Origin of the sequence: Actinomadura sp. SCN-SB, assembly GCF_043906805.1 — a bacterium.
Classification (GTDB): domain Bacteria; phylum Actinomycetota; class Actinomycetes; order Streptosporangiales; family Streptosporangiaceae; genus Spirillospora.
In genome coordinates, this window is sequence record NZ_JBIMPP010000035.1 from 14,163 (window position 1) to 33,814 (window position 19,652).

The window sequence follows — 19,652 nt, forward strand, 5'->3', positions numbered from 1 at the left end:
GCGCAAGACACCGGCAACGACGTGACGATCGGGAACCGGTTGAAGTTCCCAAGCCGTTACTGGGCGAACGCCTCCCCGTGATCACTTCCCGGGTGATCACTTCCCGGGCAGGTCGCCATCGTCCTCCAACGCGAACAGCGTACCGGCCGAATCGGCCATCGGCGCCGAAGGCGGAGGGGCGATCCCCAAATGCGCCCACGCGGCGGGCGTGGCGACCCTCCCGCGCGGCGTCCGGGCCAGCAGACCCTGCCTGACCAGGAACGGCTCGGCCACCACCTCGACCGTCTCCGGCTCCTCCCCCACCGACACCGCCAGCGTGGACAGCCCCACGGGGCCCCCGCCGAACTTGCGCATCAGCGACTCCAGCACGGCGCGGTCGAGCCGGTCGAGGCCGCGGTCGTCCACCTCGTACAGCCGCAGCGCCGCCCTGGCCAGCTCCAGGTCGACCACGCCGTCCGCGCGCACCTCGGCGTAGTCGCGGACGCGGCGCAGCAGCCGGTTGGCGATCCTGGGCGTGCCGCGGGAGCGCCCGGCGACCTCGGCCGCGGCCTCGTCGCTGATCACGACGTCCAGCAGCCGCGCCGACCGCTTGATGATCACTTCCAGCTCGGCCGGCTCGTAGAAGTCCATGTGCGCCGTGAACCCGAACCGGTCGCGCAGCGGGCCCGGCAGCATGCCCGCCCTGGTCGTGGCCCCCACCAGCGTGAACGGGGCGATGTCCAGCGGGATCGCGGTGGCGCCCGGCCCCTTGCCGACCACGACGTCGACCCGGAAGTCCTCCATGGCGACGTACAGCATCTCCTCGGCGGGACGGGCCATCCGGTGGATCTCGTCCAGGAACAGCACCTCGCCCTCGGCCAGCGTGGACAGCACCGCCGCCAGGTCGCCGGCCCGCTCGATCGCCGGGCCGGACGAGATCCGCAGGGGACGGCCGAGTTCCGCCGCGATGATCATGGCGAGGGTGGTCTTGCCGAGCCCGGGGCCGCCCGACAGCAGCACGTGGTCCGGGGTGCGGCCGCGCCGCAGCGCGCTGTGCAGCACCAGCGAAAGCTGCTCGCGCACCCGCTCCTGGCCGATGAAGTCGTCCAGTTTCCTGGGGCGCAGCGCGGCCTCGATGACCCGCTCCTCCGGGCCGCCGGTGTCGGCCGAGACGAGCCTGTCCGGCTCAGCGTCCATGACGGCGCCTCCCCTCGGCGGCCCCCGGGCGCCCGCTCCGTGCGCCGGTCACTTGCTGAGCTTCCTGAGCGCGGACTTCAGCAGGGTCGCGACCGGCGGGACCTCGGCACCGTCCGCCCCGTCGGCGGCCAGGTCGGCGGCGACCGCGGCGACCGCGGCGTCGGCGTCCCTGGTGGACCAGCCCAGGTTGATCAGGCCGCTGTGCACCTGTTCGCGCCACCGCTCGGCGGCCTGGCCGGGCGGCGGGGCGAGGGCGCCGTCGCCGCCGCCGGCGGGGGCGCCCAGGCGGTCCCTCAGCTCCAGGACGATCCGCTGCGCGCCCTTCTTGCCGATGCCGGGCACCTTGGTCAGGGCCGTCACGTCCTCGGCGGCCACGGCGCGGCGCAGCGCGTCGGGGCTGTGGACGGCGAGCATGGCCAGCGCCAGCCGGGGCCCGATGCCGCTGGCGGTCTGGAGCAGTTCGAACACCGCCCGCTCGTCGTCGTCGGCGAACCCGAACAGGGTCAGCGAGTCCTCCCGGACCACCAGCGAGGTCGGGACCGTGGCGTGCTCGCCCACCCGCAGGCCGGCGAGCGTGGCGGGGGTGCACTGGACGGACAGGCCGACGCCGTGGACGTCGATGACGGCGCCGTCCGGCCCGGCCGCGGCCACCCGGCCGCTGACGAAGGCGATCACTGGGCCGCCCCTCCTCTCGTCCGCGAAGTCGTCGCCGTCCGGGCCGCCGCGCGGGCCGCCGTGAGCCGCGCCTGCGCGCCGCCGCGCCACACGTGGCAGATGGCCAGGGCGAGGGCGTCGGCGGCGTCGGCGGGCCTGGGCGGGCCGTCGAGGCGGAGCAATCGCGTCACCATGTTGGCCACCTGCGCCTTGTCCGCGCGGCCGTTGCCGGTGAGGGCGGCCTTGGCCTCGCTGGGCGTGTGCGTGGCCACCGGCAGGCCGTGCCTGGCGGCGACCAGCATCGCGACCCCGGCGGCCTGGGCGGTGCCCATCACGGTGCGGACGTTGTGCTGGGAGAACACGCGCTCCACCGCGACCACGTCCGGGCTCAGCTCTTCGATCAGCGCCTCGATGCCGGCCTCGATGCCCAGCAGCCGGGTGGCGACCGGGTCGGCGGGCGCGGTGCGGACCACCGTGACCCGCACCAGCCGCAGCGGGGCGCCCGGCGCGCCGTCGACCACGCCCGCCCCGCACCTGGTGAGCCCGGGGTCCACGCCCATCACCCGCACGCGCGCTCCTTCGATCATCTGTTCGGCAGGCCACGCTACCGGGCCCCGCGGACAATCGTGCCGCATCGCGCGGCCGTGTCGGCGTCCCGGAGGCGGGTCTCAGAACTCGTCGAGCGCGTAGGCGGTGGCGCCGAAGACCGCGTCCAGGGCGGGTGCGTGGCCTTCGAGCAGGCCGGCGCCGCGCAACGTGGCCGTGGGGACGCCGCCGTACAGGGCGGACAGCCCGCGGATGCCCAGGCGTACGGGCGCACGGGCTCCGGGGGCCGGTTCGAGACGTCCCTCGCCGTCCTCGACCGCGAGCCGCCACGTGCCCGAGTTCGCGGGCAGGTTCGGATCGTCGATCTCCAAGACCACGTCGGCTCTCACCGGGGCCGGGTAGCCGCGGGCCTCGATCGCCGCGGGCGCGTCCACCACGCGCAGCATCCAGCCCGTCACGTGGACCTCGCCGTCCGGGCGCTCCCTGGGAAGCCAGAACACCGGGTCGTGGGGCGCCAGGCACGCCTCGACGGAGGCGGCCGTGGACGAGCCCGACCCGACGATCGCCCAGAGCGCGTGCAGGGTCTCCTGGGAGCCCGCGAGCAGCGTCTCCACCTGGAGGCCCTTGCCGCCGGGGCCCCAGTGGTAGTCGAGGACGCCGTCGTCGGCGAGGTAGACGTAGGAGTCGTCCTCCTCTTCGAGGAAGACCCGCCACATCTCGTCGCCCCAGTCGATGGGGCCGCAGGCGGCCGTGTCCCGGTGCAGGCGCCGGATGGTCTCGGCGACCTCGGCCGCGTCGCCGGGCCCCGCGCGGCGCAGCCCCGCCGGGGACCCGGACAGGACGGCGCGCAGCGACTCGGTGGGGAACTTGGCGTGGTACGCGGCGCCCGCGTGCTCCCAGCCCAGGGCACGGTAGAGCGGCGTGGTCGCCGGATACAGCATGGCGAGGGCGTGTCCGAACTCGACGCAGCGCTCCAGGACATCGCGCATCATCCGGCGGCCGACCCCCCGCCCGCGCGCCTCGGGGGCGACGGCGACGCCGCCGACGCCGCCCGTGGAGACGGCGCGGCCGTGCCACCACTGCCTCAGGTCGTGGATCCGGGCGGTGGCGATCAGGCGGCCGTTCTCGTACCCGCCGTACTGGCGGCCCGCGACGAGCGTGGGCCGCACGAACCTTCGCGTCTCCGCCCAGTCGTCGTAGGACACCGGCCCGAAGGCCCTGGACCGGATGTCGCGGGAGGCGTCGAACTCCTCCGCGTTGAGCGTCCTGATCTTCACCCGCCCGACGTTACGCCACGGCCCGGCCCGGCCGTCGGAGGGCCGGTCAGCTGATGGCCTCCATGACCTCGTCGGAGACGTCGAAGTTGGCCCAGACGTCCTGGACGTCGTCGGAGTCCTCCAGGGCCTCGATCAGCCGGAAGACCTTCTTGGCGGTCTCCTCGTCCAGCGGGACCGAGACGCTGGGCAGCCAGCTGGAGTCGGCCGACTCGTAGTCGATCCCGGCCTCCTGCAGGGCCGTGCGGACGCTCAGCAGGTCGCCGGCCTCGCAGACGATCTCGAAGTTGTCGCCCAGGTCGTTGACCTCCTCGGCGCCGGCGTCCAGGACGGCCATCATCACGTCGTCCTCGGTGGTGCCCGCCTTCGGGACGATCACCACGCCCTTCCTGTTGAACAGGTAGGACACCGAGCCGGGGTCGGCCAGCGAGCCGCCGTTGCGGGTGAGCGCCACCCGCACCTCGGACGCGGCGCGGTTGCGGTTGTCGGTGAGGCACTCCACCAGCAGGGCCACGCCGCCGGGCGCGTACCCCTCGTAGGTGATGTTCTGCCAGTCGGCGCCGCCCGCCTCCTCACCGGCGCCGCGCTTGCGCGCGCGCTCGATGTTGTCGTTGGGGACGGAGTTCTTCTTCGCCTTGAAGATCGCGTCGTAGAGCGTGGGGTTGGCGTCCGGGTCGCCGCCGCCGGTGCGGGCCGCGACCTCGATGTTCTTGATCAGCTTGGCGAAGAGCTTGCCCCGCTTGGCGTCGAGGGCCGCCTTCTTGTGCTTGGTGGTCGCCCATTTGGAATGGCCGGACATTCGCTTACTCCTCCTCCATCGCCCGGCGCACCAGATCGGCGAAGTAGTGGTGCACGCGGTGGTCGCCCGTCAGTTCAGGATGGAACGCGGTCGCCATCAGGCGGCCTTGGCGGACGGCGACGATCCTACCGATGTTCGGGCCGCCCTCGGCCCGCCCGATCACGCGGACGCCGTCGCCGACCGACTCGACCCAGGGGGCGCGGATGAAGACGGCGTGGAACGGCGCGTCGCCCATGCCCTCCAGCGGTACGGAGGTCTCGAACGAGTCGACCTGGCGGCCGAAGGCGTTGCGGCGCACCGTCATGTCGATGCCGCCGATGGTCTCCTGGCCCTCGACGCCGTCCAGCACCCGGTCCGCCAGCATGATCATGCCCGCGCAGGAGCCGTAGGCGGGCATGCCCGCCTCGATCCGCTTGCGCAGCGGTTCCAGCAGCTCGAAGGTGCGCGCCAGCCGCCACATGGTGGTGGACTCGCCGCCCGGGACGACCAGTGCGTCCACCCGCTCCAGCTCCTCGGGGCGGCGCACCGACACGGCGCGCGCTCCGGCGCCCTCCAGGGCGCGGGCGTGCTCGCGCACGTCGCCCTGCAAGGCCAGAACGCCGATGGTGGGCACAGCAGTGGTCACGAGAGAACCTTCCGGGGAGATCGGCACAGGGTTTGCGCGAAGGGACCGTCGGGGTTCCGCGTCAACCCTAGACGGTGGTTACAACGTTCCCGGCACGCGTGAGTCTTCCCACGCGGCGGGCCGGGACGGGGCGTCAGCTCAGCTTGAAGCGCCGCAGCGGCAGCTCCAGGGGGAGGAAGCCGTCGTCGCCGCGCTCGGCGATGCCGCGGCCGAACATGTGCGCCTCGGCCAGCGCCAGCCCGAACTCCTCCTGGTCGAACGGCAGCGGGACGTCGCGCGCCCCGTCCGGCCCGTCGCCGCCCAGGTCGTCCAGGGCCTTCCAGAACGGCGCCTCGGCGGCGAGCCTGGCGCCCTGGTCGACGACCACGCCGTCCTCGGCGGTGACGAACACGTCGCGGCGCAGCGCGCCCGCCTCGTACCAGCGGAACCAGCAGCCGGAGATCACGCTGTGCAGGACCAGCACCCCGCAGCGCGCGCCGGGCAGCGCCGCGGCGGTCCGGTCGGCGATCCTGCGGGCGTCCTCGTCCAGGCCGAACAGCCGCCGGTCGCAGACCAGCAGCGCGCGGTCGAAGGCGCCGACGAACAGCTCGTCCTCGTACGGCCACAGCGCGAAGTCCAGGACGGTGTCGCCGGTCTCGGTGAGGGTGGCGGCGGGGTAGAGCCCGCGGGCCAGCCGCGCCGCCGCCTCGGGATCGGGGTCGGGGCTCAGGTCCGGCCGGAAGACCCCCGCGGGATCGCCGGAACTCGCACAGGCCAGCGCGACCGACCACGCCATGAGCACGTCCCTTCCACGGCCGCCCTGACGCCCGGGGCCCGCTCCTCCCCTGCGACCGCGCGTGCCAGCGTAAACCCTGGCGCGCGGGTTGGGGAGGGCGGCGGGCGGGAGTGCGTCCGAAGTAACCATCCGGTCAGCCCGCGCGGCCGGCTCGGGCCGCGCGGGCCGGCGGGCTCACCAGCCGCGGTGGGCGAACTTCTGGTCCTCGCCCAGGGAGGCGACGTTGATGCCGACCATGGCCTCGCCCAGGCCGCGCGACACCTTGGCGATCACGTCCGGGTCGTCGTGGAAGGTGGTCGCCTCGACGATGGCCTTGGCGCGCTTGGCCGGGTCGCCGGACTTGAAGATGCCCGAGCCGACGAACACGCCCTCGGCGCCGAGCTGCATCATCATCGCGGCGTCCGCCGGGGTGGCGATGCCGCCCGCGGTGAACAGCACCACCGGCAGCTTGCCCAGCTCCGCGACCTCCTTGACCAGCTCGTACGGGGCCTGGAGCTCCTTGGCGGCGACGTACAGCTCGTCCTCGGGCAGCGACTGGAGGCGGCGGATCTCGGCGCGGATCCTGCGCATGTGCGTGGTGGCGTTGGAGACGTCGCCGGTGCCGGCCTCGCCCTTGGACCGGATCATCGCCGCGCCCTCGGTGATGCGGCGCAGCGCCTCGCCCAGGTTGGTGGCGCCGCACACGAACGGGACGGTGAACGCCCACTTGTCGATGTGGTTCTCGTAGTCGGCCGGGGTCAGCACCTCGGACTCGTCCACGTAGTCGACGCCGAGCGACTGCAGCACCTGGGCCTCGACGAAGTGCCCGATCCTGGCCTTGGCCATCACCGGGATGGACACCGCGGAGATGATGCCCTCGATCATGTCGGGGTCGCTCATCCGGGAGATGCCGCCCTCGGCGCGGATGTCGGCGGGCACCCGCTCCAGGGCCATCACGGCGACCGCGCCGGCGTCCTCGGCGATCTTGGCCTGCTCCGGCGTGACCACGTCCATGATCACGCCGCCCTTGAGCATCTCGGCCATGCCGCGCTTGACCCGGGCGGTCCCGGTGGCGGGCGCGCTGGCGGTCTCGCTGCTGGCCGGGGTGGCGGGAGTGGGAGTGGACACGGGCCTACCTCACGTGAACTGATGATGGGTCGGAAAGTCCATCGTATTGCGTGCCCGTCCTATTCCCGGCGCCGGCCACCCCGCGTCGGCCGCGCTAGGGGATGCGGGGCTCGCCGTCGTTGACGAGGACCACCCAGACCTGGCCGGGGGCGAACGTCATCGGCTTGCCGTCGGCGGTGGTGAAGGTCGTCCCCCGGTCCTCCGACGGCCGCGACCAGGTCGTCTCGTAGGACCTGCCGTCGCGCAGGACGAGGGCGCGGCCGGTGCCCGTCGTCTTGATCTCCGGGGTGTAGTTGCCCAGGAAGTCGTGGAACTTCGACCGGGTCGTCCGGGCGTACTGGATGACGACGGTCTGCCCGCCGAGCACGCCGCCCTCGGCCGCGGTGTCCACGCGCCCGTCGTGGGACGCCAGCCACCGCTTCTGCTTGGCCGACCAGGTGAAGGCCATCCGGGTGGACGGCCAGCGCGCCGTGAAGGTCTTGGTGGGCTTGCCGCCCGGCGGGGCCTCGCCGAACCGGAACCCGATGTCGCGCGGCCCCTCGGCCTTCGGAGCGCGCTTCAGCAGGGCCCTGGGGTTGGCGTAGAGGTTGTAGGGGGCCGGTTTGGGGCCGAAGCGGTAGTAGGCGCCGCCCGCCTTCTCCTCCGAGAGGTCGTACACCGGGGCCTGCGCCACGTACTTCTTCATCTTGCTCTGGACGCCGGAGAACGCGAACGCCGGGCGCCCGAACTGCGGCAGGAGGTGCAGGTCGGAGATGCGGGCGCTGCGGACCGGCCCCACCCGCGCGGGCAGCCTGGACGAGTACACCGCCATCAGCCGGGTCTGGCCGCCCTCGACCTGCTCCACGTACACGATGTCGGCCGAGCGCACCCCCGTCTGCGGCAGCGCGTTCCGGGTGTTCTCGATCTTCACGGCGAGCACGGGGTTGTCCACGCCCCGCCGGCCGCCCGTGAAGGGGTGGGTGGCGGGAGCGGTGGTCCTGGACGCGCCGGCCTCCGGGGCCGCCGCGCCGGGCGGCGTGGCCGGCTCGGGTCCCGCGCTCGAGCAGGACGCCAGGGCGCACCCCAGGACCAGGGCGCCGACCGCGGCGCCCACGCGTCCGGGGGTCCCATGGCCCCGCAGCGGTGACCGTACGTTACGCACGCTTTACCCTCCCTTGGCGGATGGGCCCGAGGGTAGCGAATACGAACGTAAGCTTTGTCCGGGTTCAACCCCGGTGACCGGCCTGGTGGGCGTCACCGGAGAGGGGGCGTTCGGTTACCCTCCGGTCGACTCGCCCATCGCGCCGTGGGCGGCGGGGTCAGCCGCGCAGGGCCAGCGGCGGATCGTCGTCGATCTCGAAGAAGTCCGGGAGGGGCGCCCGCCCGGCCAGCGGCAGCACCCGGATCAGCATCTTGCGCCGGGCCGTCCGCGCCTGCGCCACCGCGTCGTTGTAGAACCTGCGGGCGTAGACGACCTTGGCCGCGGCCCCGCCCAGCTCGTCCAGCACCAACTGCCCGTCGTCCTTGGCCTTGAGGGTGTCGGCGAAGTCGGGCTGGTCGACGACCGCGCGCAGCGCCCGGGACAGATCGCTCTCGGCGAACTCGCGCGACTCGGCGTCCGCGGTACGGGCCTCGTGCGCCGCGGTGGCCAGCACCAGGCTGGTGGCCGGGTCCAGCAGCCGTGAGGCCGCCAGTTCCAGCGCGACCGCCGCGCGCCGCACCAGGGCCGCGTCCAGCGCCGCCCGCGCCGTCTCCACCCGGACGTGCAGCCGGTCGAGCCGGGTCGCGCGCCAGGAGACGTACACGGCGAGGAGGAAGGCGACGGCGACCCAGAACAGGACGTCGATGATCCAGTCGTAGAGCATGGTCCCGGCCATCAGGCCCCGAGACCGGACTCGACGACACCGGTGCCGTCCAGCGCCACGGTCTCGTACACCCGCAGCACGTCACGCGCCACCGCGGACCAGTCGTAGCGGCGGACGGCGGCGCGCGCCTCGGCCGACAGCTGCTTGCGCCGGGCCGGGTCGTCCAGCAGCTCGCCCGCCGCCGCGGCCAGCGCCTCGTGGTCCCCGACGGGGAACAGCGCCCCGGCGCGGCCGCCCAGCAGCACCCGGTCGAACGCCTCGATGTCGCTGGCCAGGATCGGCGCCCCCGCCGACATCGCCTCGGCCAGCACGATGCCGAAGCTCTCCCCGCCCAGGTTGGGCGCCACGAACACGTCCACCGAGTGGTAGGCGCGGACCTTGTCCTCCTCGCTGACCATGCCCAGGATCACCACCCGGTCGCGCAGTTCGGGCGACACCTTGGCGCGCACGTCGCTCGCGTCGCCCGGCCCGGCCAGCAGCAGCCGCAGCCCCGGGCGCTCGCGGCCCAGGATCTCGAACGCGCGCAGCAGCACCGGCAGGCCCTTGCGCGGCTCGTCCATCCGGCCGAGGAAGCCCAGCGCGCCGCCGGAGCCGTCGCGGGCGCCGTCCTCCCCGTCCGCGCGGCCCTTCCAGCCCGGCAGCGGGTCGGCCATCGCGTACCGCTCGGTGGCGACCCCGTTGGGGATCAGCACCGCGTCGCCGCCCAGATGCTCCACCAGCGTCTTGCGGGCCGCCTCCGACACCGCGATCCGGCCGGTGATCTTCTCCAGGGCGCTCTGCAGGATGGGCGCGGTCACCGACACCAGCCGCGACTTCTGGTACGAGGCGTGGAAGGTGCCCACGATCGGGCCGTCCGCCGCCCAGCAGGCCAGGATGCCCAGCGACGGCGCGGCGGGCTCGTGAACGTGCAGCACGTCGAACCCGCCCTCGTTGATCCACCGCCGGACCCGGCCCGCCGACAGGAACCCGAACGCCACCCGTCCCACCGAGCCGTTGTAGGGCACGGGGACCGCCCGGCCCGCCGGCACCACGAACGGCTCCAGCGGCGTGTCGTCGTCGGCCGGCGCGATCACCGACACCTGGTGGCCGAGGCCGATCAGCGCCTCCGCCAGGTCACGGATGTGCTGCTGGACGCCGCCCGGTACGTCCCACTCGTACGGGCAGACGATGCCGATCTTCACCGGCCGGCCTCCCCCAGATCCTCCACCCAGACCTTCTGGAGCATGTGCCAGTCCTCCGGGTGGGCGGCGATGCCCTCCTCGAAGACGGCCGCGACCTCCTGCGTCATCGCCCGCACCCGCTCCTGCCTGGTGCCGGACTCCGGCACCGGGACCTCGTCGTGGACACGCGCCGCCCAGTACTCGCCTTCGTACCACAGGGTGACCGGGATCAGCGCGGCACCGGTCTGCACGGCGAGCGCCGCCGCGACGCCGGGCATCCGCGCGGTCGCGCCGAAGAACTCCACATCGATCCCGCTTTCGGTGAGGTCGCGATCGACCACCAGGCAGACCGGCCGACCGTCCCGCAGCCGCTGCGCCATCCGGCCGAACGCGGAGGCGCCCTTGTGCGCCAGCACCTCCATGCCCAGACTCTCGCGGAATTCAACAAAACGCTTGAAAAGAGACTCCGGCTTGAGCAGTTCCGCCACAGTGGTGAACGGGTGTCCCTGGTGTACCAGCCAGGCGCCCGCCTGCTCGTAGTTGCCCATGTGCGGCAGGGCCAGGATCACGCCGCGGCCCGCCTCCAGGTTGGCGAAGATCTTCTCGTGGCCGGTCACCCGCATCCGGCCGACGATCCGGTCGCGGTCGTACTCGGGGAGGCGGAACACCTCCAGCCAGTACCGGAAGTAGGAGCGCATCACCTTCTTGCTGAGCGCGCGGACCTCGGCGTCGACGGCGTCCTTGCCCAGCACCCGGCGCAGGTTGCGCTCCAGTTGCCGGACCCCCCTGCCGCGCCGGTGCCAGGTGCGGTCGGCCATCGCGGTGAACAGCCCGCGCGCGGCCCGCTCGGGCATCTTGCGGACCACGGTCCAGCCCGCGGCGTAGGCGGCGTCCACCAGCGCGTCGCGCGCCCTCCCCGGCGAAAGCCGCCGCACGCTCACGCGGGTCACGCCCGCCGCTCCGCGCGGCTTCCGGCCCCGCGCCCGCGCACGCCGCGGGGCTCGGTCTTGGGCTCGGCCTGCGTCGCGGGCCTCGCCCCCGGGTCCTCCGGCTCCGCCGCCTCGGCCAGGGCCTGCGAGCGGACGGTCGCGAACCGCTGCCCCACCGTCACGGTGCTCAGCACGGCCAGCGCCCACAGCGCCAGCGCCAGGACGTACGGGACGCCGATCCCGTCGAGGCCGGCGGCGACCAGCGCGACGATCAGCCGCTCGGACCGCTCGGCGATGCCCACGTCGCACCGGTAGCCCAGCCCCTCGGCGCGGGCCTTGGCGTACGACACCACGACCCCGGCGACCAGGCAGTACAGCGCCACCCAGGACAGGCCCTCCTGCCCGTCCCGGTACAGCCCGATCAGCAGCCCGGAGAAGATCGCGGCATCGGCCACCCGGTCCATGCTGGAGTCCAGGAAGGCGCCCCATTTGGTGATCTTGCCGGTGACCCGGGCGACCGCGCCGTCCAGCATGTCGAACAGCACGAACGCGGTGATGACCATGGTGCCCCAGAAGAACTCCCCGCGCGGGAAGAAGCCCAGCGCGCCCGCCAGCACGCCGGCCGTGCCGACCACGGTGATGGCGTTGGGCGTGATGCCGGTCCGCGCGACGGCGCGGCCGACCGGGTTGAGCACATGGCCGAGCGCGGGCCGCACCTTGTTCAGCATCGCGGGCCGCCCTGCCGTGTCGTGTCCAGCCGCGTCGTGTCCAGCATCGCGTCCGATCCCCGTCCGATCCCGTGTCGAGGCGGGCGGTCCCCCACCGGGACCACTCCAGAATCGCGCAGGGGCCGCCAGCGGAGACGCGGCGGGGCGCCCGGCGCGCGCCCATCGTAGTGCGAGCGCCCGCCACCGGGCGCCCGCGAGACGCGGGCCGGGATTCGTGAAGCGTCAACGAGCCACACCGTGGAGAGGCTCACCCACGAGAAGAAAGGGGACGTTTGCGGCTCACCCCTTGTGATCCTGGCCGTCACGGGAAAAGGTGTTGACACGGGTGTGACGCTGGTCACGCACGTCGGATGGAGTGGCTTGGCGCCGCACTCGGACGAGGAGGACCCTGCCCGCCAGGGCCGGGCCCTCGACCGCACACGGCCCCGCGCGGGCACGTCCGAGGAGGTAGTCAATGGCTGACAAGGGAGGCCATCCGGGAGCCCCCGGCAGGGCACCGGAGGCCGGCCGGCCCGACAAGGTGCGCAACGTCGTGCTGGTCGGCCACTCGGGAGCGGGAAAGACGACGCTGGCCGAGGCGCTGCTCGCCGCGACCGGCACCATCCAGCGGCGCGGCCGCGTCGAGGACGGCACGACGGTCAGCGACTTCGACGAGGTCGAGGTGCGCCAGCAGCGTTCGGTGAACCTCGCGCTGGCCCCGCTCACGCACGGCGACATCAAGGTCAACCTGATCGACACCCCCGGGTACGCCGACTTCGTCGGCGATCTGCGCGCCGGACTGCGCGCCGCCGACGCCGCCCTGTTCGTGATCTCGGCGGTGGACGGCATCGACGGCCTCACCCGGATGCTCTGGGAGGAGTGCGCGGCGGTCGGGATGCCCCGCGCGGTGGTCATCACCAAGATCGACCAGAACCGGGGCGACTTCGACGACGTGGTGATGAGCTGCCAGGACGTCTTCGGCGACGGCGTGCTCCCCTGCTACTTCCCGGTCGGCTCGGGGGACGGCCTCACCGGGCTGATCGGGCTGCTCACCCAGCGCTGCCTGGACTACTCCACCGGCGCGCGGGTGGAGTGCGAGCCGCAGCCGGAGTACCTGGACCAGATCGCCGAGCAGCGCGCGGCGCTGATCGAGGGGATCATCCAGGAGAGCGAGGACGAGACCCTCATGGACCGGTACCTGGCCGGTGAGGACATCCCCGTCAAGGAGCTGATCGAGGACCTGGAGACCGCGGTGGCGCGCGGCAGCTTCTACCCGGTGCTGGCCACGTCCGTGCCGCACGGCGACCACCCCGGCCCCGTCATCGGCATGCTGGAGCTGCTGGAGGTCATCACCCAGGCGTTCCCGTCCCCGCTGGAGCACGGCATCCCGCCCGTCACGGCCGTGACCGGCGGCGCGGCCAAGGACATCGCCTGCGACCCCGAGGGCCCGCTGGTGGCCGAGGTGATCAAGACCACCTCCGACCCCTACGTCGGCAGGATCTCGCTGGTCCGGGTGTTCTCCGGCACGCTGCGCCCCGACACCACGGTGCACGTCTCCGGCCACGGCCTGGAGGACCGCGGCCATGAGGACCACGACGTGGACGAACGGGTCGGCGCGCTCAGCTCCCCCCTCGGCAAGACGCAGCGCGTGGTGTCGGAGTGCGTGGCCGGGGACATCTGCGCGGTGGCCAAGCTGAACCGTGCCGAGTCCGGCGACACCCTGTCCGACCCCGGCTCCCCGTTGCTGATGGCTCCCTGGTCGATGCCCGACCCGCTGCTCCCGGTGGCGATCCAGGCCAAGTCCAAGGCCGACGAGGACAAGCTGAGCCAGGCGCTGGGCCGGCTCGTCGCCGAGGACCCGACGCTGCGGCTGGAGAACAACTCCGAGACCCGGCAGCTCGTGCTGTGGTGCATGGGCGAGGCCCACGCCGACGTCCTGATCGACCGGCTCCGCTCCCGGTACTCGGTCGAGGTCGAGCGGGTGGACCTGCGGGTGCCGCTGCGCGAGACGTTCGGCGGCAAGGCGCAGGGCCTGGGACGGCACGTCAAGCAGAGCGGCGGCCACGGCCAGTACGGCATCTGCCACATCGAGGTCGAGCCGCTGCCCTCGGGCGAGGGGTTCGAGTTCGTCGACAAGATCGTGGGCGGTGTGGTGCCGCGCCAGTTCATCCCCTCGGTGGAGAAGGGCGTCCGCCAGCAGATGGCGCGCGGCGTCGCCGCCGGCTACCCGCTGGTCGACATCAAGGTGACGCTGTACGACGGCAAGGCGCACTCGGTGGACTCCTCCGACATGGCCTTCCAGGCCGCGGGCGCGCTCGCCCTCAAGGACGCCGCGTCCAAGGTGCCGATCCTGCTGCTGGAGCCGGTGGACGAGGTGTCGGTGCTGGTCTCCGACGACTATGTCGGCCCGGTCATGTCGGACCTGTCCTCGCGCCGCGGCCGGGTGCTCGGCTCGGAGTCGGTGCCCGGCGGCCGCACCATGATCAAGGCGGAGGTCCCGCAGCTGGAGATCATCCGGTACGCGATCGACCTGCGCTCGATGTCGCAGGGCACCGGCACGTTCAGCCGGACCTTCCTGCGGTACGAGCCGCTGCCGTCCCACCTCGCCGAGAAGCTGGCCGCCGGGCAGAAGGAAGGCTGAGTCCCCGGAAACCCGGAGGACGAGACGACGGAGCGGTGCCCGGTGCTCGCGCGGGGCGCCGCTCAGTCGTCCGCGGGCCAGGCGTCGGCCAGGATCTGCCGCGTGTCGCGCAGAAGCTGCGGCAGCACCTTCGTACGGCCCACGACCGGCATGAAGTTGGTGTCGCCGCCCCAGCGCGGCACCACGTGCTGGTGCAGGTGCGCGGCGATGCCCGCGCCGGCCACATGGCCGAGGTTCATGCCGACGTTGAACCCCTGCGCGCCGCTGGCCTTGCGCAGCGCGGTCAGCGAGCGCCGGGTCAGCCTGGCCAGCTCGCCGTACTCGGCCTCGTCCAGCTCGGTGTAGTCGGCCACGTGCCGGTACGGGACGACCATCAGGTGACCGGAGTTGTACGGGTACAGGTTGAGCACCGAGTAGACCCACTGGCCGCGGGCCACGATCAGGCCGTCCTCGTCGCTCATCTTGGGGATCTCGCAGAACGGGCAGCCGTCGTCGGCGCCCGCGCCGGTGGGCTTGCCCTCCCCCTTGATGTACGCCATCCGGTGCGGCGTCCACAGCCGCTGGAAGTCGTCGGGCACGCCGGCGCCGCCCAGCTCCTCCTCGACCTGGGGCCCCGGCCCGGACACGGGGGACTGGGCAGGATCGGCGGGCGCGTCGTCGCGCGCCTGCGGCATCACGGGCTCCTCCGGCTCTGCGCTCAAGGCGGCGTTCTCCTTCGGGTTCACGGCCTGACCAGCAGCATAGAGAGAGATACGCGACGGCTTGAAGCCGGGGAGGCCGGCGGCGTCGCAACCCGGGCACACAGCCAAAATCAGGATGAGTCAATAAACTTGTCGCGAGTCGGCCGACGCGGGCGCTTCTCTGCGCCACCATGGGTGTCCCTGGACGGGACGGGCGATCTACCGCGGGAGCCGACATGACCGACCTCGACAAGCACTTTCCGGCGAACGGAACGGAGCCGGAGCGCCCCGAGGCCAGGCCCGCGCCCTACTACCCCGGGATGCCGTCGTCCGGCACGCCGTCCACCGGCGGCGTGCCGCTGGCCGCGCCGGCCCCGGTGACGTCACCCGCCCCCGCGGCACCGCCCGGGGCCGCGCCACCGCCGGGCACCGCGCCACCGCACGCTCCGGCACCCGTACCGGCACCCGCGCCCGCCGCGGCACCCGCGCCCGCTCCGGCTCCCACGCCCGATCCGGCACCCGCTCCGGCCAAGGCCGCCGCCGCGCCGGAGGCCGTGGTGAAGGGCCGCATCACCATCGAGGACCAGGTGATAGAGAAGATCGCGACGATGGCGGCGCTGGAGGTGGAGGGCGTGGCCGCGTCCTCCACCCGCGCCGCCGGCCCCGCGTCCGGCCAGTCCGGGGCGCCGGGCCCCGCGCACGACAACGAGGTGTCCCTGGACCTGCGGCTGGCCGTCGAGTACGGCTGCGCGGTCATGGACGTGGCCAAGGAGGTCAAACGCAACGTGGCCCGGATGGTCAGCCTGATGCTGGGCCTGCGCGTGGCGGCCGTCGACATCACCGTCGAGGACGTGCGCGCGCCCGCCCGCGACCAGGCACCGGACGGCCCGGACGGACACGCATCGGGGTCGTTCCCCTCCCGCCCGTAAGGAACGACCCCGATGACCTCGGCGGCCCATACCGAGCCGCCAGTTCATGCACTTTAGACAGCATGACGGCCCATACCAAGCGATTTCGCAGGTTACCGGCTGGTCAGGCCCTCGGGCGGGCGTAACAGGTCTGCACCGCCACGCCGACCGAGACCGTGGTGACCTTCACCCGTTCCACCATCCGGGCCGTGACCCCGCCGAACCGGAACGTGTACGGGCCGGGCCGCCGCACGCCGGCCTGCCGGGAGACCGGTGGCGCCCGCGCAGGGACGCCTCGGCGCGCGCCAGGCCGCTGGCCGACACGTTGATCGTGACCTCCAGCCCGGTGCCGCCGTCCCGGTAGAAGGCGGTGCCGTCCGGGCACCAGGTGACCGTGCCGTCGTCCCGTTCGGGACCCGGCGGCCCGCCGTCCCGCGCCTGGCCCTGCGGTGCGTTGCCGCCCCCAGGACGCGAGGGCGTGGCGCGGGGGGCCGGATCCGTGGGCAGGGGAACGGCCGAGGCGGTCCCCGAAGGGGACGTTCCGCTCGCGGCGCTCCCGTCCGCGGCGCCGCCGTCCTCGCGGAACAGCGGCATGAGCAGGACGACGACGGCGGCCGCCACCAGCGCCAGCGAACCGCCGTACCCGCCGATCAGGCCGAGGGCGGGACCGTTGGGCCGGAGCCTCTTCCTCGGCTTCATCCCGTGGACTTCCTCCCATGCCGCCCCGCGCCGTCGCGTCCCGCGGAGGGATCAGACCTGGACGCGGCTCCGTACCGCCTGGACGATCTCCTCCACGGCCTCGCCGATCGGGACGCCGTTCTTCTGCTCCCCGCTGCGGTAGCGGAACGACACCGCGTCCTTGGCCACGTCGTCGTCCCCGGCCAGCAGCATGTACGGGACCTTCTGCTTCTGCGCGTTGCGGATCTTCTTCTGCATCCGGTCGGCGGAGGCGTCCACCTCCACCCGGATGCCCCGCTCGCGCAGCAGGGAGGCGACCTTCTCCAGGTGCGGGACGTGCGCGTCCCCGATCGGGATGCCGACCGCCTGGACGGGCGCCAGCCACGGCGGCATCGCGCCCGCGTAGTGCTCCAGCAGCACCCCGAGGAACCGCTCGATCGACCCGAACAGCGCCCGGTGCAGCATGACCGGCCGCTGCCGGGAGCCGTCCGCGGCCTGGTACTCCAGGCCGAACCGCTCCGGCAGGTTGGGGTCGACCTGGATGGTGGACAGCTGCCAGGTGCGGCCGATGGCGTCCTTGGCCTGCACGGAGATCTTTGGGCCGTAGAACGCCGCGCCGCCCGGGTCGTCCACCAGGTCGAGGCCGAACCCGTCGGCGGCGTTGCGCAGGGCCTCGGTCGCCCAGTCCCAGTACTCGTCGGAGCCGATGAACTTCTCCGAGTCGTCCCGGGTGGACAGCTCCAGGTAGAACTCCTCCAGGCCGAACTCGCGCAGCAGGTCCAGCACGAAGGTGAGCAGGTTCCTGATCTCGCCGACCATCTGCTCGCGGGTGCAGTAGATGTGCGCGTCGTCCATGGTCAGGCCGCGCACCCGGGTGAGTCCGTGCACCACGCCCGACTTCTCGTACCGGTACACGCTGCCGAACTCGAAGAGCCGCAGCGGCAGCTCCCGGTACGACCGCCCGCGCGCCCGGTAGATCAGGTTGTGCATCGGGCAGTTCATCGGCTTGAGGTAGTAGTCGGCCCCGTCCAGCTCCATGGGCGGGAACATGTCGTCCTTGTACCAGCCGAGGTGCCCGGAGACCTCGAACAGGTTCTGCTTGGAGATGTGCGGGGTGTTGACGAACTCGTACCCCGCCTCCTCGTGCCGGCGGCGCGAGTAGTCCTCCATGACCTTGCGGATGATGCCGCCCTTGGGGTGGAAGACCGCCAGGCCGCTGCCGATCTCGGGCGGGAAGGAGAACAGGTCGAGCTCGGCGCCGAGCCTGCGGTGGTCGCGCTTCTCGGCCTCCTCCAGCATCCTCAGGTACTCGTCCTGCTTCTCGCGGGACTCCCAGGCGGTGCCGTAGATCCGCTGGAGCTGCGGGTTCTTCTCGCTGCCCCGCCAGTACGCGCCGCCCGAGCGCATCAGCTTGAACGCGGGGATGTCCCGGGTGGTGGGCAGGTGCGGGCCGCGGCACAGGTCCTTCCAGCGCCGTTCGCCGGTCTTGGCGTCCAGGTTGTCGTAGATGGTCAGCTCGCCCTCGCCCACCTCGACGTCGGAGCCGTCCTCGGAGCTGGCGGCGCCCTTGAGGCCGATCAGCTCCTGCTTGTAGGGCTCGCCGGCCAGTTCCTCGCGGGCCTGGTCGTCGGAGACGGCGCGCCGGGAGAACCGCTGCCCCTGCTTGACGATCTCGCGCATCCGCTTCTCGATGCGCTTGAGGTCGTCGGGGGTGAACGGCTCGGGGACGTCGAAGTCGTAGTAGAAGCCGTTCTCCACGGGCGGGCCGATGCCGAGCTTGGCCTCGGGGAACAGGTCCTGGACGGCCTGCGCCAGCACGTGCGCGGCCGAGTGCCGCAGGATCGCCCGGCCGTCCGGCGAGTCGATCTCGACCGGCTCCACCTCCTCGCCGTCGCGCACCTGGTAGTCCAGGTCGCGCAGGTCGCCGCCGACCCTGGCGGCGATCACGGTGCGCCCGCCCTTCTGGGGGGACGCCCCCGCGGGGCCTCCGGCGACCCCGAGCACCTGGCCGGCGGTCGACCCGGCGGGCACCGACCGCTCGCGTCCGTCCAGGGTGATGCGCAGCTCGGGCACGGTGGACACGGGTACTCCTCGCGATCGTGATGTGGATTCGGCGTGGTCCGGCTCTGGGCGGACGCTCGATGGTATCGAGTCCGGCGGGCCGCCGGACGGGTCGTGCCCCATGGTTGGCTCCAGTTTCTCGTCAGGTTCCGGTGGCGGGAGGAGCGACCCGCGGCGGCCCCCGGCATGACGAAGGCCCCGGGATCGCTCCCGGGGCCCACGCTGGTCCGTCCTGGTCAGGACATGCGTCGCTCGCGCCGGGAGATCCCCGGCGTCGTCGTCCGATACGCGCGCATGTCCGCCATGCGCCCATCCTATCCGACGGGGAGCCGGACCCTCAGGGAAGGGCGTTAAGCGAAGGGCTCAGGCGCGCACGGCCAATCCGATCAGGTGCGGCTTGGCGGGGTTCGGCAGCCGCGAGGGCGGAAACCCGAAGCGGCGCTCGCGCCGCACGGTGAAGCCCGAGCGCGCGATCAGCTCCCCGGTGGGACGGGAGACATGGCAGCCTCCCGCCACGTACGGCCAGATCACGTCGGCGCACTTCTGGAACGCGGCCATCCTGGGCGTGGTGGCCCGCACATGCTCGTAGTAGCGCAGCTCCCCGCCGGGACGAAGGACGCGGCGCAGCTCGGCAAGGGCGCGGACCGGGTCGCGGACCGAGCACAACACCAGCGAGGCCACCGCCACGTCGAAGGAGGCGTCGTCCAAGTCGAGGCGTTCCGCGACCCCGGCCTGCACCTTCACCGGGACCGGGGCCGAGGCGGCGGCGGAGACGGCGAGGGCGCGCAGCGTGGGCTCCGGCTCGATCGCGACCACCTCGGTCACCGACGCCGGGTAGTGCGCGAAGTTGGCGCCGTGCCCCGCGCCCAGGTCCAGAACCCGGCCGCTCGCCCCGGCCAGCAGCTCGTCGCGGTGCGCGGCCCCGCCGGCCTTCGCGAGGTAGGCGTCCACCCGCGGGTAGGCGCGGGCGAATCGCGGATGCCTGAGATCGTCCGTCATCTCCGCAGTCTCGGCCACACCGTGCCGTCCCGTCGAGACCGCCCCCCGTCCATGCCCCGTCCATGCCCTGACCACGGTCCCGTGGCCAT

Annotated in this window: 19 protein-coding genes; 2 read left to right on the top strand and 17 right to left on the bottom strand. The window is 73.0% G+C overall.

Features of this window, described 5'->3' with window-relative positions; all coding sequences use genetic code 11:
* Positions 1-96: 96 nt before the first annotated feature.
* The 13 genes from ruvB to pgsA form a co-directional block, all read right to left on the bottom strand.
* The gene (gene ruvB, locus ACGWYJ_RS22175) at positions 97-1,176 is read right to left on the bottom strand and encodes a Holliday junction branch migration DNA helicase RuvB (protein WP_395108163.1); all 1,080 of its coding nucleotides are present in this window, start codon (positions 1,174-1,176) and stop codon (positions 97-99) included.
* A 48-nt stretch (positions 1,177-1,224) separates the two neighbouring features.
* On the bottom strand, positions 1,225-1,851 hold the full coding sequence (gene ruvA / locus ACGWYJ_RS22180; RefSeq protein WP_395108164.1) for a Holliday junction branch migration protein RuvA: 627 nt from the start codon (positions 1,849-1,851) through the stop codon (positions 1,225-1,227).
* Positions 1,848-2,399: a crossover junction endodeoxyribonuclease RuvC gene (gene ruvC / locus ACGWYJ_RS22185; RefSeq protein WP_395108165.1), complete on the bottom strand. Its 552-nt coding sequence runs from the start codon at positions 2,397-2,399 to the stop codon at positions 1,848-1,850. Before ruvC ends, ruvA begins: the two co-directional genes overlap by 4 nt.
* A 99-nt stretch (positions 2,400-2,498) precedes the next feature.
* Positions 2,499-3,653, bottom strand: coding sequence for an enhanced intracellular survival protein Eis (eis, locus tag ACGWYJ_RS22190; RefSeq protein ID WP_395108166.1), 1,155 nt, complete (start codon positions 3,651-3,653; stop codon positions 2,499-2,501).
* Positions 3,654-3,699: 46 nt separating this feature from the next.
* Entirely contained in the window at positions 3,700-4,449 is a 750-nt protein-coding gene (locus ACGWYJ_RS22195) for a YebC/PmpR family DNA-binding transcriptional regulator (RefSeq protein WP_395108167.1), read from the bottom strand.
* 4 nt (positions 4,450-4,453) lie between these two features.
* Positions 4,454-5,074 (bottom strand): pyridoxal 5'-phosphate synthase glutaminase subunit PdxT, encoded by a 621-nt coding sequence (gene pdxT, locus ACGWYJ_RS22200; RefSeq protein ID WP_395108168.1) that lies wholly within the window; start codon positions 5,072-5,074, stop codon positions 4,454-4,456.
* A gap of 133 nt (positions 5,075-5,207) precedes the next feature.
* Entirely contained in the window at positions 5,208-5,849 is a 642-nt protein-coding gene (locus ACGWYJ_RS22205; RefSeq protein ID WP_395108169.1) for a DUF6928 family protein, read from the bottom strand.
* 174 nt (positions 5,850-6,023) lie between these two features.
* Positions 6,024-6,956, bottom strand: a complete 933-nt coding sequence (gene pdxS / locus ACGWYJ_RS22210) for a pyridoxal 5'-phosphate synthase lyase subunit PdxS (protein WP_285698335.1) — start codon at positions 6,954-6,956, stop codon at positions 6,024-6,026.
* A gap of 94 nt (positions 6,957-7,050) precedes the next feature.
* Positions 7,051-8,097 carry a DUF3048 domain-containing protein gene (locus ACGWYJ_RS22215; RefSeq protein ID WP_395108170.1) on the bottom strand — a complete coding sequence of 349 codons (1,047 nt, stop codon included), beginning with the start codon at positions 8,095-8,097 and terminating at the stop codon, positions 7,051-7,053.
* A 157-nt stretch (positions 8,098-8,254) separates the two neighbouring features.
* Positions 8,255-8,800, bottom strand: a complete 546-nt coding sequence (locus ACGWYJ_RS22220) for a hypothetical protein (protein ID WP_395108215.1) — start codon at positions 8,798-8,800, stop codon at positions 8,255-8,257.
* 11 nt (positions 8,801-8,811) lie between these two features.
* A complete protein-coding gene (locus ACGWYJ_RS22225; RefSeq protein ID WP_395108171.1) occupies positions 8,812-9,981 on the bottom strand; it encodes a glycosyltransferase family 4 protein in 1,170 nt (389 codons plus the stop codon).
* Entirely contained in the window at positions 9,978-10,814 is an 837-nt protein-coding gene (locus ACGWYJ_RS22230; protein ID WP_395108216.1) for a phosphatidylinositol mannoside acyltransferase, read from the bottom strand. Before ACGWYJ_RS22230 ends, ACGWYJ_RS22225 begins: the two co-directional genes overlap by 4 nt.
* 92 nt (positions 10,815-10,906) lie before the next feature.
* Entirely contained in the window at positions 10,907-11,617 is a 711-nt protein-coding gene (gene pgsA / locus ACGWYJ_RS22235; protein WP_395108172.1) for a phosphatidylinositol phosphate synthase, read from the bottom strand.
* A 454-nt stretch (positions 11,618-12,071) separates the two neighbouring features.
* On the opposite strand from pgsA, the gene ACGWYJ_RS22240 reads away from it, so the two are divergent.
* Positions 12,072-14,237: an elongation factor G-like protein EF-G2 gene (locus ACGWYJ_RS22240; protein WP_395108173.1), complete on the top strand. Its 2,166-nt coding sequence runs from the start codon at positions 12,072-12,074 to the stop codon at positions 14,235-14,237.
* Positions 14,238-14,299: 62 nt separating this feature from the next.
* On the opposite strand, the gene ACGWYJ_RS22245 is transcribed toward ACGWYJ_RS22240, so the two are convergent.
* Positions 14,300-14,938 carry an HIT domain-containing protein gene (locus ACGWYJ_RS22245; RefSeq protein WP_285698329.1) on the bottom strand — a complete coding sequence of 213 codons (639 nt, stop codon included), beginning with the start codon at positions 14,936-14,938 and terminating at the stop codon, positions 14,300-14,302.
* 215 nt (positions 14,939-15,153) lie between these two features.
* On the opposite strand from ACGWYJ_RS22245, the gene ACGWYJ_RS22250 reads away from it, so the two are divergent.
* Complete coding sequence (locus ACGWYJ_RS22250) at positions 15,154-15,846, top strand: Asp23/Gls24 family envelope stress response protein (protein ID WP_395108174.1); 693 nt, start codon at positions 15,154-15,156, stop codon at positions 15,844-15,846.
* A gap of 165 nt (positions 15,847-16,011) precedes the next feature.
* Here ACGWYJ_RS22250 and ACGWYJ_RS22255 read toward each other — a convergent pair whose 3' ends face one another.
* The 3 genes from ACGWYJ_RS22255 to ACGWYJ_RS22265 all read right to left on the bottom strand — a co-directional run bounded on the left by ACGWYJ_RS22255 (position 16,012) and on the right by ACGWYJ_RS22265 (position 19,563).
* The gene (locus ACGWYJ_RS22255) at positions 16,012-16,524 is read right to left on the bottom strand and encodes a hypothetical protein (RefSeq protein WP_395108175.1); all 513 of its coding nucleotides are present in this window, start codon (positions 16,522-16,524) and stop codon (positions 16,012-16,014) included.
* A gap of 51 nt (positions 16,525-16,575) precedes the next feature.
* Positions 16,576-18,585 carry a threonine--tRNA ligase gene (gene thrS, locus ACGWYJ_RS22260; RefSeq protein ID WP_395108176.1) on the bottom strand — a complete coding sequence of 670 codons (2,010 nt, stop codon included), beginning with the start codon at positions 18,583-18,585 and terminating at the stop codon, positions 16,576-16,578.
* Between the two features lie 342 nt (positions 18,586-18,927).
* Positions 18,928-19,563 carry a methyltransferase domain-containing protein gene (locus ACGWYJ_RS22265; protein ID WP_395108177.1) on the bottom strand — a complete coding sequence of 212 codons (636 nt, stop codon included), beginning with the start codon at positions 19,561-19,563 and terminating at the stop codon, positions 18,928-18,930.
* Between the last annotated feature and the right edge of the window lie 89 nt (positions 19,564-19,652).